This is a genomic window from Streptomyces sp. NPDC042259 (assembly GCF_055582085.1).
In genome coordinates, this window is record NZ_JBVJDW010000004.1 from 78443 (window position 1) to 91673 (window position 13231).

The following is a 13231-nucleotide window of genomic DNA, read 5'->3' on the forward strand; positions in this document are numbered from 1 at the left end:
CGGCATTCGCGCATATCCGCCGCGCCGCACCGCCCGGCGAAAACCCCGAAACCGCCCTCCAGGACCGCCCTGGAGGGCGGTTTCGCGTGTCCGCCGCGATCGGCGGCGGTTGACAGCGCCGCACCCTTCCACCACCCTTTCACTAATCAAGTAGTGAAAGGGTGTGAGGCGCGTGGTCGAATTCCGCATCGACCGGCGGAGCGGAGTCGCCACCTATCTGCAGATCGTCCTGCAGGTGAAGCAGGCCCTCCGGCTGGGCCTGCTCGCCCCCGGCGACAAGCTGCCGACGGCCAAGGAGGTCGTCGCGGCCACGGCCATCAACCCGAACACCGTCCTGAAGGCCTACCGCGAACTCGACCGCGAAGGACTGGTCGAGCCGCGCCCCGGACTGGGGACCTTCGTGCGGCGGTCGCTGGCGCGGCCCGAAGCCGCCGCGGATTCGCCGCTGCGGGCCGAACTGGCCGACTGGACGGACCGCGCACGCGCGGCCGGGCTCGACCGCGAGGACGTGGCCGCGCTGGTCGCCTCCGTGCTGGACGAGAGCTTCGGCGGCCACGGGCGGCCCGGGGCGCACCACGTGAACGAGGCGCACCACATGAACAAGGGGAACAAGGGGACCGCATGACCGACCTGACCTTTCAGCCCGACCGGACCGCCCTGCAGGCGGTCGGCGTCGGGGTGAAGCACCGTCGCGGCTGGGCGCTGCGCGACTGCTCCTTCCGCCTGCCCGCCGGGCGGATCTGCGCCCTCGTCGGACCGAACGGCGCCGGCAAGTCCACCCTGCTCTCCCTCGCGGCGGGCCTGCGGCGGCCCACCACCGGCACGCTCACGGTCTTCGGCGCCGGGCCCACCGACCCCGCCGTCCGGCCCCGGGTGGCGTTCGTCGCCCAGGAGAAGCCGCTCTACCCCCACTTCACGATCGCCGACACGCTGCGCCTTGGCCGTGAACTCAACCCGGCCGTCTGGGACCAGGCCGCCGCCGAGCGCCTCGTACGGGACGGGAACCTGCCCTTCGACGCCCGCGTCGGCTCCCTCTCCGGCGGCCAGCGCACCCGCGTCGCGCTCGCCCTCGCCTTCGGCAAGCGGCCCGAACTCCTGCTGCTGGACGAGCCGATGAGCGATCTCGACCCGCTCGTCCGCCACCGGATGATGGCCACCCTCATGGCCGAGGCGGCCGAACGCGCCACCACCGTCGTGATGGCCTCGCACGTGCTCGCCGAACTCGACGGCGTCTGCGACTACCTGCTGCTCGTGGCCGACGGCCAGGTGCGGCTCGCGGGCGAGATCGAGGACCTGATCGCCGGACATTCCCTGCTCCTCGGCCGCCACGAGGGGCCCGGCGTGCCGCCGGAGCTGGCCGGGCACACGGTCGTCGAATCCAGCGCCACCGGGCGCCAGTTCAGCGCGCTCGTGCGCACCGACGGCCCGGTCGCGGGCCGCTGGGAGGTCTCCGAACCGAGCCTGGAGGAGCTGCTCCTCGCGCATCTGCGCTCGCCCGGCGCCCCGGTGCTGCTCACACCCAGCGCGGAGCCGCGCCGCGCCGCGAAGGGGGCGGCGTGAGCACCGCCACCCGGGCCGCCCCGGCCACCGCCGCCGTCCCCCGCTCCCGGCTGCCCCGTCCGCGCGGCATGGCCTGGCTGGTGTGGCGGCAGCACCGGGCCGCCGTGTGGACCGGACTCGTCCTGCTCGTCGCGCTCGTCGGCACGCTGGTGTGGCTGAGGTTCGCGGGCAACGCCTACCTCGACGGCCAGGGCCTGCACCGCGGGTGCGAGGAGGCCGAGACGTGCACGGAACGCGACTGGCAGGCCATCAGCGCATTCCGCGTCGGCTACGGCGATCTCCTCGACAAAATCGGGTGGTTGCTACGGTTCCTGCCCTGGGTGGCCGGCCTGTTCGTGGCCGGGCCGATGGTGGCACGCGAACTGGAGAGCGGCACCTACAAGGTGGTCTGGTCGCAGTCGGGTTCACCCCTGCGCTGGCTCGGGGTGAAGCTCGCCACGGCCGCCGTGGCCGTGCTCGCCGCCTTCTCGCTGCTGTCGGCGGCCTACGCCTGGACCTGGCATTCCTTTCCGCCCGACCTGCTGTACCAGCGCTGGTGGTACACGTTCGACATGATGGGCCCCGCCCCCGTCGCGCACGCCCTGCTGGCGGTCGCCCTCGGCACGCTCGTCGGTCTGCTGGTCAGGCGCACGATCGCGGCCATGGGCGTCACCCTGGTGGTCTCCGGCCTGCTGATCTGGGCGCTGGACGTCCTGCGGCCCTATGTGATCAGCCCGGTGACGACGCTCTACGCCGAGCGGCCGTCGCCTCCCGACACCGCCTGGGTCATCGAGCGCGGCGGCGTCGGCCCGGACGTGGGCCGCATCAAGTCCCTCTGGTGCGACATGGACATCTCCGACGCCGAGTGCCTGGCCCGCAACGGCGCGACCGACTGGTACGCGGACCTCCACCCCAGCTCCCACCTGTGGCCCATGCAGTGGGCCGAGACCGGGATCTTCGTCGGTCTCGCCCTGCTCCTGGCCGTCGCCGCCTGTTGGCTGCTGCGCCACCGTTCCCAGGCCCCGGCGGCCACCTCCTCCTCCCGTAAGGCGACGGCGTGACCATGACTTCGGTACCCACGGCCCGTACCGCGACCCCGCGCGCGCCGGGTGCGCGCGCCCTCGGCTGGACCGTCGTACGGCAGCACCGCACCACCGCGTGGATCCTGTCGGCGTTCTTCCTCGCGTTCGCCGGAGCCCTGGTGTGGCTGCACGGCGCGATGGCGGACTTCATCGACGCGCATCGTCTGCTGGCCGTCTGCGACGCCTTCGAGTGCGAGGGCTCGTCGGTGAAGGTGGCCGAATTCCGGGGCTCGTACGGCACTTACCTGCACTACGCGGGTCTGCTGCTGGAATTCCTGCCCCCACTGACGGCGGCGTTCGTCGCGGGCCCGATGGTGGCGCGCGAGCTGGAGAGCGGCACCTACAAGGTGGCCTGGTCGCAGTCCGGTTCGCCGCTGCGCTGGTTCGCGGCGAAGCTGGTGCTGCCGGCGGTGGTCGTGCTCGCCGGGACCTCGGTGCTCTCCGCGCTCTACACCTGGTGCTGGCGGGTCGTGGGCGACCGCGAGCACGGTGACGTGCTGCTGCCCGGCCAGGTCTGGCACCAGTCGTTCAACGCGCTCGGGCTCGCGCCCGTCACCTTCGCCCTGGCCGGGGTGGCCGTCGGCGCGCTCGTCGGGCTGCTGGTCAAGCGCGCCTTCCCGGCCGTGATCATCGCCATGCTGGCCACCGGGACGGTGATGACGGCGGTCGGCTCCCTGCGGCAGTACCTGGTCACCCCGGTGACGAAGCTGTCCGCCGACATGCCGGGCCTGCTCGGACACCGCACCTGGTGGTTCGAGCGCGGCATGGTCGGCCCGGACGGCCGGCACATGGTGGAACCGGACTGCGGCATCGGCGTCAAGCCCGCGCAGTGCCTCGCGGACCACGGCGCGAGCGGTTGGTACATCGAGTCCCACCCGTACAGCCACCTCTGGCCCCTGCAGTGGGCCCAGGCGGGCATCGTCACCGTGCTCGCCGTGCTCCTCGCGGGCGGCGCGTTGTGGTGGATGCGGCGCGCCCACCACTGACCGAGCGCCCCTGCCGTACGCCCGTCCACCTTCGTGGGCGGGCGTACGCGCTTGGAAGGCCTTCGCGCGGGGGATACCGACCCCACGGGGTAGGGTCCCGCTTTCCTGCGCGCCATGTGCGCGTTACCCATGATTCAACCGCGGTTGCGAACCTTGCCGAATGCAGCCCGCCGTGTCTCGAACCCCCGGCCGGAGACGACGCGCAGCCCCGGCGCCCGTCTCCGACGAGCCCACCGTGCCCGCGGCGCGGCACCATGGAGGTATGAACCGGCCTCCCAGCGCTCAGGCACCCGACGATCCGCATCCGGACCGGCCGCTGGACCCGTGGGGGAGCCCCCGGCCGCAGCCCTCGGTGGGGTCCATCACCGCGCACCGGCCGCGGACGGCCACCGCCCCTGAGGGGCCCGGACTGGAGCCCGACCTGGACGCCGGGCTCGACGGCTACGGCATCGGCTCCCCGATGGACCGGGGGGACGGGTACGAGCGCGGCCACTCGGCGGGGGAGCACCTTCGGAGCGGCCCGGACGGCTCGGGCGGCCCGGACGGCGCGGACACCGAGGAGCTGCCCCAGGGGCGCTTCCTCGACCGGGAACGCAGCTGGCTGGCCTTCAACGAACGGGTGCTGGAGCTGGCGGAGGACCCGGCGACGCCCCTTCTGGAGCGGGCCAACTACCTGGCGATCTTCGCCAACAACCTCGACGAGTTCTTCATGGTCCGGGTCGCCGGCCTCAAGCGGCGCATAGCGACCGGTGTCGCGACCCGCTCGGCGTCCGGCCTCCAGCCGCGCGAGGTCCTGGAGCTGATCTGGACCCGCTCACGCGAACTCATGGCCCGGCACGCGGCCTGCTACCAGCAGGACGTCGCCCCCGAGCTGGCCGAGCGGGACATCCACCTCATCCGCTGGCAGGAGCTGTCGGAGAAGGAGCAGGGGCGGCTGTTCACCCTGTTCCGGCAGCAGATCTTCCCCGTGCTGACGCCCCTGGCCGTCGACCCCGCGCACCCCTTCCCGTACATCTCCGGGCTGTCGCTCAACCTCGCCGTGGTCGTCCGCAACCCGGTCAGCGGCCACCGGCACTTCGCCCGGGTGAAGGTGCCGCCGCTGCTGTCGCGGTTCCTGGAGGCGTCCCCCCAGCGGTACGTCCCGCTGGAGGACGTCATCGCGGCCCATCTGGAGGAGCTGTTCCCCGGCATGGAGGTGCTCGCGCACCACATGTTCCGGGTGACCCGCAACGAGGACCTCGAGGTCGAGGAGGACGACGCCGAGAACCTGCTCCAGGCCCTGGAGAAGGAGCTGATGCGGCGCCGCTTCGGCCCGCCCGTACGGCTGGAGGTCGAGGAGACCATCGACCCGTACGTCCTCGACCTGCTGGTCCGCGAACTCAAGATCTCCGACGCCGAGGTCTATCCGCTGCCCGGCCCGCTCGACCTCACCGCGCTCTTCCGGATTGCCGCCCTGGACCGGCCCGAGCTGAAATTCCCCAAGTTCGTGGCGGGCACCCACCGGGACCTCGCCGAGGTCGAATCCGCCTCCGCCCCCGACATCTTCGCGGCCCTGCGCGAGCGGGACGTGCTGCTGCACCACCCGTACGACTCCTTCTCCACCTCCGTCCAGGCCTTCCTGGAACAGGCCGCGGCCGACCCGGACGTGCTGGCCATCAAGCAGACGCTGTACCGGACCTCCGGCGACTCGCCCATCGTCGACGCGCTGATAGACGCCGCGGAGTCCGGCAAGCAGGTCCTCGTCCTGGTGGAGATCAAGGCCCGCTTCGACGAGCAGGCCAACATCAAATGGGCGCGGAAGCTGGAGGAGGCCGGCTGTCACGTCGTCTACGGGCTGGTCGGGCTGAAGACCCACTGCAAGCTGTCGCTGGTGGTCCGCCAGGAGGGCGAGACGCTGCGCCGCTACTCGCACGTCGGCACCGGCAACTACCACCCCAAGACCGCCCGGTTGTACGAGGACCTCGGGCTGCTCACCGCCGACCCGCAGGTGGGGGCCGACCTCTCCGACCTCTTCAACCGGCTGTCGGGATACTCGCGCCGCGAGACCTACCGCCGGCTGCTGGTGGCCCCCAGATCACTGCGCGACGGGCTGGTGGCCCGCATCGCGAAGGAGGTCGCGCACCACCGGGCCGGGCGGCCCGCGTACGTCCGCGTCAAGGTCAACTCGATGGTCGACGAGACCGTCATCGACGCCCTGTACCGGGCGTCGCGGGCCGGGGTGCCGGTGGACGTGTGGGTGCGCGGCATCTGCGCCCTGAGACCGGGCGTCGCCGGGCTGTCGGAGAACATCAGGGTGCGCAGCGTGCTCGGCCGGTTCCTGGAGCACTCCCGGGTGTTCGTCTTCGGCAACGGCGGCGAACCGGAGGTGTGGCTCGGCAGCGCGGACATGATGCACCGCAATCTCGACCGGCGCATCGAGGCGCTGGTGCGGGTCACCGACCCCGGGCACCGGGCCGCCCTCGGCAGACTGCTGGAGACGGGGATGTCGGACACCACCGCGTCCTGGCACCTCGGCGGGGACGGCGGCTGGACCCGGCAGGCGACGGACGCCGACGGGCAGCCGCTGCGGAACGTACAGGAGATGCTCATAGACGCCCGGAGGCGCCGGCGTGGCTCAGCGACATGATCCGCCGATTACGGACCGCGCTCTCGGCGGGCGGGACACGATGACGACGAAACCCCCGGTGGGCACGGGCACCCGCGCCCCCGCGACCCCGCCCCCCGCGCTCCCGGCCCCCGCGGGCACCGGGCCGTCCGCCCGCCGCGCGGGGAACGCGACGGCGGGGGAGGTACTGGCAAGTTATCTGCACACCCAGGCCACCGAATTCCTGCGCAGCCTGCGGACGCACGGCGAGAGCGGCGCCGACGCCGAGGACGCGACCGAGGCGGCGCGGCTGCTGCGCCGCTCGGCCCGGCGCCTCTTCGGCGCCCTGCACGTCTACCGGCCGCTGACGGACACGGTCTGGACGGACCAGCTCCGCTCCGAGCTGGTGTGGCTGTCGCAGACCCTGGCCCACGAGCACGCCCACGCGGCCCGGCTGGCCCGGCTGCGGGGGGCGCTGCACCGGCTGTCGGGCGCGGGCATCGGGGAAGCCGAACCGGACCCGGCGGCCGGCGCGCGGCGGGCGTCGCGGGAGGGGGCCGGGAGCGGCGCGCTGACCGTCGGCGCGGCCCGGGCGGGGGCACTGCTGGAGCGCCGGCTGACCCTGGCGCGGACGCGGGCCCATTCTGCGGCCCTGCAGGCGCTGGGCTCCTCGCGCTTCCACGCCGTCGCCGACCACGTCGCCGTGCTCGCCTCGGAGGTCCCGCTGGACCCCGCGGCCCACGACCTCCGCGCCCACGAGACCCTGACGCACTTCGTCGACCAGGCACACCGCCGGCTGGCCGAGGCCGTCGAGACGCTGCCGCTGTCCGTCGCGGGCCATCCGTACAACGGCGAGGCCCTCTCCCACGGCCTCGCCGCGACGCCGGCGGCCGACGCCCCGCCCGCCGAGGGGCGGCAGGACGCCTCCTGGCACCAGGTGCGACGGCTGGTACGACTGCGGCGGTACGGCCAGGAGGTGCTGGACGAGCAGGACCAGATCGAGGTCGAACCCGCGCTGACCGTACGTCTGTTGGGGGCGAGCCAGGCCCTGGACCGGCACCGCGACGCGGCGGAGGCCGCCGCGGCCGCCGCGGCCGCGGCCCGGACACCCCGCATCGCACCGGCCACCGCGTACGCGCTGGGGGTGCTCCACGCCGACCAGCGCCACGACGTGGAAGCCGCCCGCTTCGCCTTCGGCCGGCTCTGGCAGCGGCTGGCGGTGACGACACCGTGACCGGGCCCGGTCACGGACCCGTCCTGGCGGCGGGCTGCGCCCTCTGGCGCCGTTCCCCCGACGACGGCCGACTGGAGCTCGGCCTCGTCCACCGGCCGAAGTACGACGACTGGTCCTGGCCGAAGGGCAAGCTCAAGCGCGGCGAGGACGCCCTGTCCGGCGCGCTGCGGGAGGTCCTGGAGGAGACCGGCATGACGTGCGAGGTGGGGGCGGCCCTGCCCACCGCGCGCTATCCGTCGGAAGGACGGCCCAAGGAGGTGCGGTACTGGGCGGCCCGGGCGACGGGGGGCGCGTTCGCGCCCAGCCGCGAGGTCGACCGCTTCCTGTGGCTGCCGCCGGACGCGGCCCGCGACCGCCTCACCCGCGAGCGCGACCGCCGGCTCGTCGACGCGCTGCTGGCCGCCTTAGGAGCCGATGCGCACGAAGCTTGAGCCCAGGCTTGTCAACTTTTCTCCGGCGCGCTATATAAGAAGAGAGCGAGGGCATCCCCCCAACGTCAGAGAAAAGGAGTGACCTGTGATGCTCATGCGGACCGACCCGTTCCGGGACCTCGACCGCCTCACCCGACAGGTTTTCGGCACCGAGGCCAGGCCGGCGGCCATGCCGATGGACGCTTACCGCGTCGGCGACGAATTCGTGGTCCAGTTCGACCTTCCCGGCATCGACCCCGAATCGATCGACCTGGACGTCGAGCGCAACGTCCTCTCGATCCACGCCGAACGCCGCAAGACGGCCCCCGAAGGCGCCGAGCTGATCGTCGACGAGCGCCCCTCGGGCACGTTCAGCCGTCAGCTGTTCCTGGGCGACACGCTGGAGACCGACCGCATCGACGCCTCCTACGACCTGGGAGTGCTGACGCTGCGCATCCCGGTGGCCGAAGAGGCCAAGCCCCGCAAGATCACCATCGCGGGCGGCCGCGACCGTCGCCAGCTCGCGAGCTGACCGTTTCCTTTGTCCTCAATCGCCGGACGGGCTGGTTTGGGCTGAGGCCGGCCACTTCAAGCCCGTCCGGCGATTGAGGACGCGCCCGAAGGGCGCTCGCCGCCGCAGGCGGCAAGACGGGCCCGCAGGCCAAGGTTCCGCCGGCCAGGCGAGACGCGCTCTGCCGCCGCAGGCGGCAAAGGCGGCCCGCAGGCCAAAGACGGCCCTTCGGGCCAAAACCCAAAACCCCGCCAAGCTCAGCCGCACGGCGCCACCGCCTCCCACCGCACCGTCACCTCCCCCTGCCGCCAGCGCCGAGGGCCATCCGTCAGGGGCCAGTCCGTGCTCAGCGCGGACACGGCACGGATCCACCGTTGCCGAGAGCTCAGCGCCGCGTAAGGCGCGGCGGCCGCCCAGGCGCGGTCGAAGTCGCGGAGGAAGGCGTGCACGGGCTCGCCCGGCACATTGCGGTGGATGAGCGCCTTGGGGAGTCGTTCGGCCAGGTCGGAAGGGGTGGACAGGGATCCGAGCCGGGTCGCGAAGGTGACCGTCCGGGGGCCTTCCGGGCCGAGCGCGACCCATACGTGCCGCCGGCCGATCTCATCGCACGTGCCCTCGACGAGCAGCCCGTCGGGCGCGAGCCGGGCGCGGAGCCTGGCCCACACGGCGGCCACCTCGTCCTCGTCGTACTGCCGCAGTACGTTCGCCGCCCGGATCAGCGCGGGCCGCCGCCCGGCGCCGAGCGGCACCTCGAAGCCGCCGTGCGCGAAGGACAGCCCCTCCCGCTCGTACGGCTTCGCCGCCGCCACCCGCGCCGGATCGATCTCCACCCCGACGACCTCCGCCGCGCCGCACACCGTCCGCAGCCGGTCCAGCAGCTCCACGGCCGTCCAGGGGGCCGCCCCGTAACCGAGGTCGACGGCGACGGGGTCGGTACTGCGGCGCAGCGCGGCGCCGTGCGCGTCGGCGATCCAGCGGTCCATGCGGCGGAGCCGGTTCGGGTTGGTCGTCCCACGGGTCGCCGAACCGACGGGACGGTGGGGCGGGGTGGGGCGGGGCGGCATGTGCAGAGCCTAAGCGGTCCCAAGCGGTACGGAACGCGGTGGCGGACGGCGTTACGCCCGGTACGCCGGAGTCCGCGCTTACGCCGCCTTCACAAAAAGCTCATTGTTTGCTTGCAAGTACGGACCAAGGGATGTAAAGATCGCCTCGAACACATGTGCACTGATATGTCCGATGAACGCCATGGGGGGCTGGGCGTCGGGCGGTGCGCAAAGGGGGCGGGGGGTCACCTGTGGGCGCGTTATCAACGCGTGCGTCAACACGTCCGGGACGTGCCAAATCGGGAGGAAAGCGCAGGCGGGGGCAGGGGCATCGGCGACGTCGGGTGCTGACGTCCCCGTCCTCGGTCATGTTCGACACCGTGGTGGTCGTGCCCGCGCGCAATGAGGAAGCCGGGGTCCTGATGGCCCTGGACTCGCTGGCGGCGCAGACCTACCGGCCCGATCTCGTCGTGGTCGTCGTGAACAACTCCACCGACCGGACCGAGGCCATCGCCCGGGAGTTCGCGGCCCGCCCGGACGTGCCGTACACGGTCGTGCTCGATCTCCCGCACAACCCGCACAAGAAGGCAGGCGCCCTCAACCACGGCATCCAGTGGCTGAGCCGGGTGGAGGGCGGGCTGACCGCCGCCGCCCGCCATCTGCTGGTGATGGACGCGGACACGAGCCTGCACCACCAGTTCCTCGCCCGCGCCCGCCGGGTCATGCAGTCCGATCCGAAGATCGGCGGGCTCAGCGCCACCTGCCTGGGCCGCACGGACCTCTGGAAGAACCCCTGGCAGCGGTATCTGACGGGCATGCAGATCATCGAGTACGGGCGCTACGCGCGCAGCCGCTACCGGGGCAGCATCCACAGCATGTCCGGCGCCGGGTCCTTCTACCGCACCGAGGCGCTGCTGAGCGTGGTCCGTTGGCGGGGTGACGTCTTCTGGGAGGACCACGCCAACCTCGTCGAGGACTACGAGACCACGATCGCCCTCAAGGAGGCGGGCTGGAAGGTCACGGCCAACCAGCTCTGCATCGCCTACACCGACCTGATGCCCACCCTGCGCGAGTTGATCCAGCAGCGCGAGCGGTGGGGCCGGGGCACGGTGGACACCCTCCGCCGCCGGGGCTGGACCCGGTACACGTGGTTCTCGATCACGACGATGGTGCTGGGCTTCGTCGGCTTCCTCTACACCATGGGCTGGCTCGCCGTCTGGCTGGGCGTGACCGCCCGGCACGGGTTCCTCTTCGACCCGATCTGGTTCTCACTGATCGCGTTCTGGTCAGTGTTCGCGGGACTCAGGGTGCGCCACCTCGGCTGGAAGGCCGTGGTGGTCGAAGTTCTGATGCTCCCGGGGCTGGTGTTCGCCACCGTGCGCAACTACTGGCTGATCACCTCTGTCATCAAGTCCTACTCCACGCGTGTCAGCGCCTGGAAATGAAGAAGGGAAACGCATGAACTACACCGCCGGCGGCGCCGCAGGCGTCGTGACGGGAGGGGCCACTCTCGCGGCCACCGGATCCTCGTCCACCTCGCAGCTCATCCTGGCGGCGAGCGTCGCTCTGGTCTGCGGTGGCCTGGCCACCTACGCGGCCTCGATTCGCCGTCGCCGCCTGGACACCCGCGCCGCCGGGGAGTAATCGGCCGGGAGAAAAGCAGGTGTGTGCGGGGAGCCCGGTGCAAGCGGGCTCCCCGCACACACCGCACCTCTATCACAGCCGCCGGACCGCGTGCCTCCGCGCCGTCCGGAACGGAATACAAGCGGGTATATCGGGTGATAATTCACTCGTAGAAACAGGGAATGGGAGGCCTCCTCCGCAGCGTTGCACTCCGTTGACAGGTGGCGCACGCCCTACCAGGTGGACGGAGGTCCCGCACGGTGAGCCAGTACGTAGCCCGGCTCGGCAACCGCCGCGGCCGCACACTCGGCCCGTTCACGGGCAGCCCGCGCAGACGGCTCGGGGGAGCCCGCAAACCCCGCCGCATCGCCATGCTCAGCGTCCACACCTCCCCGCTGCACCAGCCGGGCACCGGCGACGCGGGCGGCATGAACGTCTACATCGTGGAGCTGGCCAAGCGGCTCGCCTCGATCAACATCGAGGTCGAGATCTTCACCCGCGCCACCACCGGCACCCTGCCGCCCGCCGTCGAGCTGGCCCCCGGTGTGCTCGTCCGCCACATCGACGCGGGCCCCTACGAGGGCCTCGCGAAGGAGGAGCTGCCGGCCCAGCTCTGTGCCTTCACCCACGGGGTGATGCGGGCCTGGGCGGGCCACCGCCCCGGCCACTACGACCTCGTCCACTCCCACTACTGGCTCTCCGGCCACGTCGGCTGGCTCGCCGCCGAACGCTGGGGCGTTCCCCTCGTGCACGCCATGCACACCATGGCCAAGGTGAAGAACGCGGCCCTCGCCGAGGGTGACACCCCCGAGCCCGCCGCCCGGGTGATCGGTGAGACGCAGATCGTCCGGGCCGCCGACCGGCTCGTCGCCAACACCGACGGCGAGGCCGAGGAGCTGGTGCGGCACTACGAGGCCGACCCCGCGCAGGTCGCCGTCGTGCACCCGGGCGTGAACCTCGACCGCTTCACCCCCGCCGACGGACGTGCCGCCGCCCGCGCCCGGCTGGGACTGCCCGCCGACGCGCTCGTCCCCCTCTTCGCCGGGCGGATCCAGCCGCTCAAGGCCCCCGACATCCTGCTGCGCGCCGTCGGTCACCTCCTCGACCAGCGGCCCGAGCTGCGCTCGCGCGTCGTCGTGCCCGTCGTCGGCGGCCCCAGCGGCAGCGGTCTCGCCAAGCCCGAGGGTCTGCAGAAGCTGGCCGCCCGGCTCGGCATCGCCGACGTCGTCCGCTTCCGCCCGCCGGTCGGCCAGGAGCAGCTGGCGGACTGGTACCGGGCCGCGTCCGTGCTGGTCATGCCCTCCTACAGCGAGTCCTTCGGCCTGGTGGCCGCCGAGGCCCAGGCCTGTGGCACCCCGGTCGTCGCGGCCGCCGTGGGCGGACTGCCGGTGGCCGTGCGGGACGGCGTCAGCGGCTTCCTCGTCGACGGCCACGACCCCGCCGACTACGCCCGGGCGCTGAACCGCTTCGCCGACGACACCGCGCTCGCGGACCGGATGGGCGCGGCCGCGGCCACGCACGCGCGGTCCTTCGGCTGGGACACCGCGGCCGCCGCCACGGCCGACGTCTACACGGCGGCGATGCACGAGCGGCGCCGTCGCCTACGCTCGACGCATGTCTGACGCGAACTCCATCCTCGAACGGACGCTCGACGACGCCGGCCTCGCATGGGAGAGCCCGAGTGACGGCACGTACGTCGTGACGCTCCCCGGCACCCGCAAGCTGTCGACGACCGTCTCGCTGATCGTCGGCAAGCACTCGCTCTCGGTCAACGCCTTCGTCGTGCGCCGCCCCGACGAGAACCACGAGGCGGTGCACCGCTGGCTGCTGGAGCGCAACACCCGCCTGTACGGGGTGGGTTACGCGATCGACCGGCTCGGCGACATCTACCTCGTCGGGCGGCTGCCGCTGGCGGCCGTGACCCCGGAGGAGATCGACCGGATCCTCGGCACGGTGCTGGAGAACGCCGACGGCAGCTTCAACACCCTGCTGGAGATGGGCTTCGCGAGCGCGATCCGCAAGGAGTACGCCTGGCGTACCTCGCGCGGGGAGTCGACGCGCAATCTGGAGGCGTTCGCCAACCTCACCCGGGACCAGGACTGAACCACGGCCGGGCCCTGCCCCTTGCGTGACGTCGTGACTTGAGGTGCGGCGCGTCGTTGAAAAACGAGCGCGTACGAAGCACCGGGCTTCGATGGAGACGAGAGGAGCGCAGCTGT

The 13231-nt window shown here is 72.4% G+C and carries 13 protein-coding genes; 12 read left to right on the top strand and 1 reads right to left on the bottom strand.

All coding sequences use genetic code 11. The annotated features are described in order from the left end of the window. Nucleotides 1–172: 172 nt before the first annotated feature. From ACZ6MA_RS12570 to ACZ6MA_RS12605, 8 genes are all read left to right on the top strand, one after another. Complete coding sequence (locus ACZ6MA_RS12570) at nucleotides 173–625, top strand: GntR family transcriptional regulator (protein WP_469433265.1); 453 nt, start codon at nucleotides 173–175, stop codon at nucleotides 623–625. Then, nucleotides 622–1560 carry an ABC transporter ATP-binding protein gene (locus ACZ6MA_RS12575; protein ID WP_469433266.1) on the top strand — a complete coding sequence of 313 codons (939 nt, stop codon included), beginning with the start codon at nucleotides 622–624 and terminating at the stop codon, nucleotides 1558–1560. The genes ACZ6MA_RS12570 and ACZ6MA_RS12575 overlap by 4 nt, the downstream gene beginning before the upstream one ends. Beyond that, entirely contained in the window at nucleotides 1557–2600 is a 1044-nt protein-coding gene (locus ACZ6MA_RS12580; RefSeq protein ID WP_469433268.1) for an ABC transporter permease, read from the top strand. The genes ACZ6MA_RS12575 and ACZ6MA_RS12580 overlap by 4 nt, the downstream gene beginning before the upstream one ends. Next, nucleotides 2597–3607 carry a hypothetical protein gene (locus tag ACZ6MA_RS12585; RefSeq protein WP_469433269.1) on the top strand — a complete coding sequence of 337 codons (1011 nt, stop codon included), beginning with the start codon at nucleotides 2597–2599 and terminating at the stop codon, nucleotides 3605–3607. The genes ACZ6MA_RS12580 and ACZ6MA_RS12585 overlap by 4 nt, the downstream gene beginning before the upstream one ends. 262 nt (nucleotides 3608–3869) lie before the next feature. After that, complete coding sequence (locus tag ACZ6MA_RS12590; RefSeq protein WP_469433270.1) at nucleotides 3870–6233, top strand: RNA degradosome polyphosphate kinase; 2364 nt, start codon at nucleotides 3870–3872, stop codon at nucleotides 6231–6233. Nucleotides 6234–6273: 40 nt separating this feature from the next. Continuing rightward, entirely contained in the window at nucleotides 6274–7425 is a 1152-nt protein-coding gene (locus tag ACZ6MA_RS12595) for a CHAD domain-containing protein (protein WP_469433271.1), read from the top strand. Then, on the top strand, nucleotides 7422–7856 hold the full coding sequence (locus tag ACZ6MA_RS12600) for an NUDIX hydrolase (protein ID WP_469433272.1): 435 nt from the start codon (nucleotides 7422–7424) through the stop codon (nucleotides 7854–7856). The genes ACZ6MA_RS12595 and ACZ6MA_RS12600 overlap by 4 nt, the downstream gene beginning before the upstream one ends. A gap of 88 nt (nucleotides 7857–7944) precedes the next feature. Next, nucleotides 7945–8367 carry an Hsp20/alpha crystallin family protein gene (locus tag ACZ6MA_RS12605; protein ID WP_469433274.1) on the top strand — a complete coding sequence of 141 codons (423 nt, stop codon included), beginning with the start codon at nucleotides 7945–7947 and terminating at the stop codon, nucleotides 8365–8367. 236 nt (nucleotides 8368–8603) lie between these two features. Here the strand turns inward: ACZ6MA_RS12605 and ACZ6MA_RS12610 are convergent, their stop codons facing one another. Then, on the bottom strand, nucleotides 8604–9410 hold the full coding sequence (locus tag ACZ6MA_RS12610; RefSeq protein ID WP_469433275.1) for a methyltransferase domain-containing protein: 807 nt from the start codon (nucleotides 9408–9410) through the stop codon (nucleotides 8604–8606). Nucleotides 9411–9757: 347 nt separating this feature from the next. On the opposite strand from ACZ6MA_RS12610, the gene ACZ6MA_RS12615 reads away from it, so the two are divergent. The 4 genes from ACZ6MA_RS12615 to ACZ6MA_RS12630 all read left to right on the top strand — a co-directional run bounded on the left by ACZ6MA_RS12615 (nucleotide 9758) and on the right by ACZ6MA_RS12630 (nucleotide 13115). Continuing rightward, nucleotides 9758–10834, top strand: coding sequence for a glycosyltransferase family 2 protein (locus ACZ6MA_RS12615; RefSeq protein ID WP_469433277.1), 1077 nt, complete (start codon nucleotides 9758–9760; stop codon nucleotides 10832–10834). A gap of 13 nt (nucleotides 10835–10847) precedes the next feature. Continuing rightward, nucleotides 10848–11033 (top strand): hypothetical protein, encoded by a 186-nt coding sequence (locus ACZ6MA_RS12620; protein ID WP_469433278.1) that lies wholly within the window; start codon nucleotides 10848–10850, stop codon nucleotides 11031–11033. Nucleotides 11034–11272: 239 nt separating this feature from the next. Beyond that, a complete protein-coding gene (mshA, locus tag ACZ6MA_RS12625; RefSeq protein ID WP_469433279.1) occupies nucleotides 11273–12634 on the top strand; it encodes a D-inositol-3-phosphate glycosyltransferase in 1362 nt (453 codons plus the stop codon). Further along, nucleotides 12627–13115, top strand: a complete 489-nt coding sequence (locus ACZ6MA_RS12630) for a type III secretion system chaperone family protein (RefSeq protein WP_469433280.1) — start codon at nucleotides 12627–12629, stop codon at nucleotides 13113–13115. The genes mshA and ACZ6MA_RS12630 overlap by 8 nt, the downstream gene beginning before the upstream one ends. Nucleotides 13116–13231 lie beyond the last annotated feature (116 nt).

Bases quoted from the DNA above. Each gene is read 5' to 3' on its own strand.
- ACZ6MA_RS12575 (WP_469433266.1), top strand. From the start codon at position 622: ATGACCGACCTGACCTTTCAGCCCGACCGGACCGCCCTGCAGGCGGTC.
- ACZ6MA_RS12590 (WP_469433270.1), top strand. From the start codon at position 3,870: ATGAACCGGCCTCCCAGCGCTCAGGCACCCGACGATCCGCATCCGGAC.
- ACZ6MA_RS12595 (WP_469433271.1), top strand. From the start codon at position 6,274: ATGACGACGAAACCCCCGGTGGGCACGGGCACCCGCGCCCCCGCGACC.
- ACZ6MA_RS12605 (WP_469433274.1), top strand. From the start codon at position 7,945: ATGCTCATGCGGACCGACCCGTTCCGGGACCTCGACCGCCTCACCCGA.
- ACZ6MA_RS12610 (WP_469433275.1), bottom strand. From the start codon at position 9,410: ATGCCGCCCCGCCCCACCCCGCCCCACCGTCCCGTCGGTTCGGCGACC.
- ACZ6MA_RS12615 (WP_469433277.1), top strand. From the start codon at position 9,758: ATGTTCGACACCGTGGTGGTCGTGCCCGCGCGCAATGAGGAAGCCGGG.
- ACZ6MA_RS12620 (WP_469433278.1), top strand. From the start codon at position 10,848: ATGAACTACACCGCCGGCGGCGCCGCAGGCGTCGTGACGGGAGGGGCC.
- ACZ6MA_RS12630 (WP_469433280.1), top strand. From the start codon at position 12,627: ATGTCTGACGCGAACTCCATCCTCGAACGGACGCTCGACGACGCCGGC.